Raw genomic sequence first — 289 nt, forward strand, 5'->3', positions numbered from 1 at the left:
GAACTACACTTTGAAATAGAGACGGATGTTGTGCGGGCTTATTTAGGCGCAGAAGACCGCATACGACAAGTGCTAATGAATATTTTAGGCAATGCCATAAAATTCACCGAAAAAGGTTATGTAACTCTGACCGTTTCCCAAAACAGTGATAAAAGCATACGTTTTAGCGTACAAGACTCCGGCATAGGTATTCCTCCAGAACGCTTAAAAAGTATTTTTGATCCGTTCACACAAGCCGATGCTTCCATGAGCCGACGCTTTGGCGGCACTGGATTAGGCACCAGTATCT

The 289-nt window shown here is 43.6% G+C and carries 1 protein-coding gene; it reads left to right on the forward strand.

All coding sequences use genetic code 11. The features are described from left to right. On the forward strand, positions 1-289 hold a 289-nt coding region (locus AAEY94_RS20640; protein ID WP_350979905.1), incomplete at both ends, for an ATP-binding protein.

This window comes from Shewanella sp. AC34-MNA-CIBAN-0136 (assembly GCF_040309945.1).
Classification (GTDB): Bacteria; Pseudomonadota; Gammaproteobacteria; order Enterobacterales; family Shewanellaceae; genus Shewanella.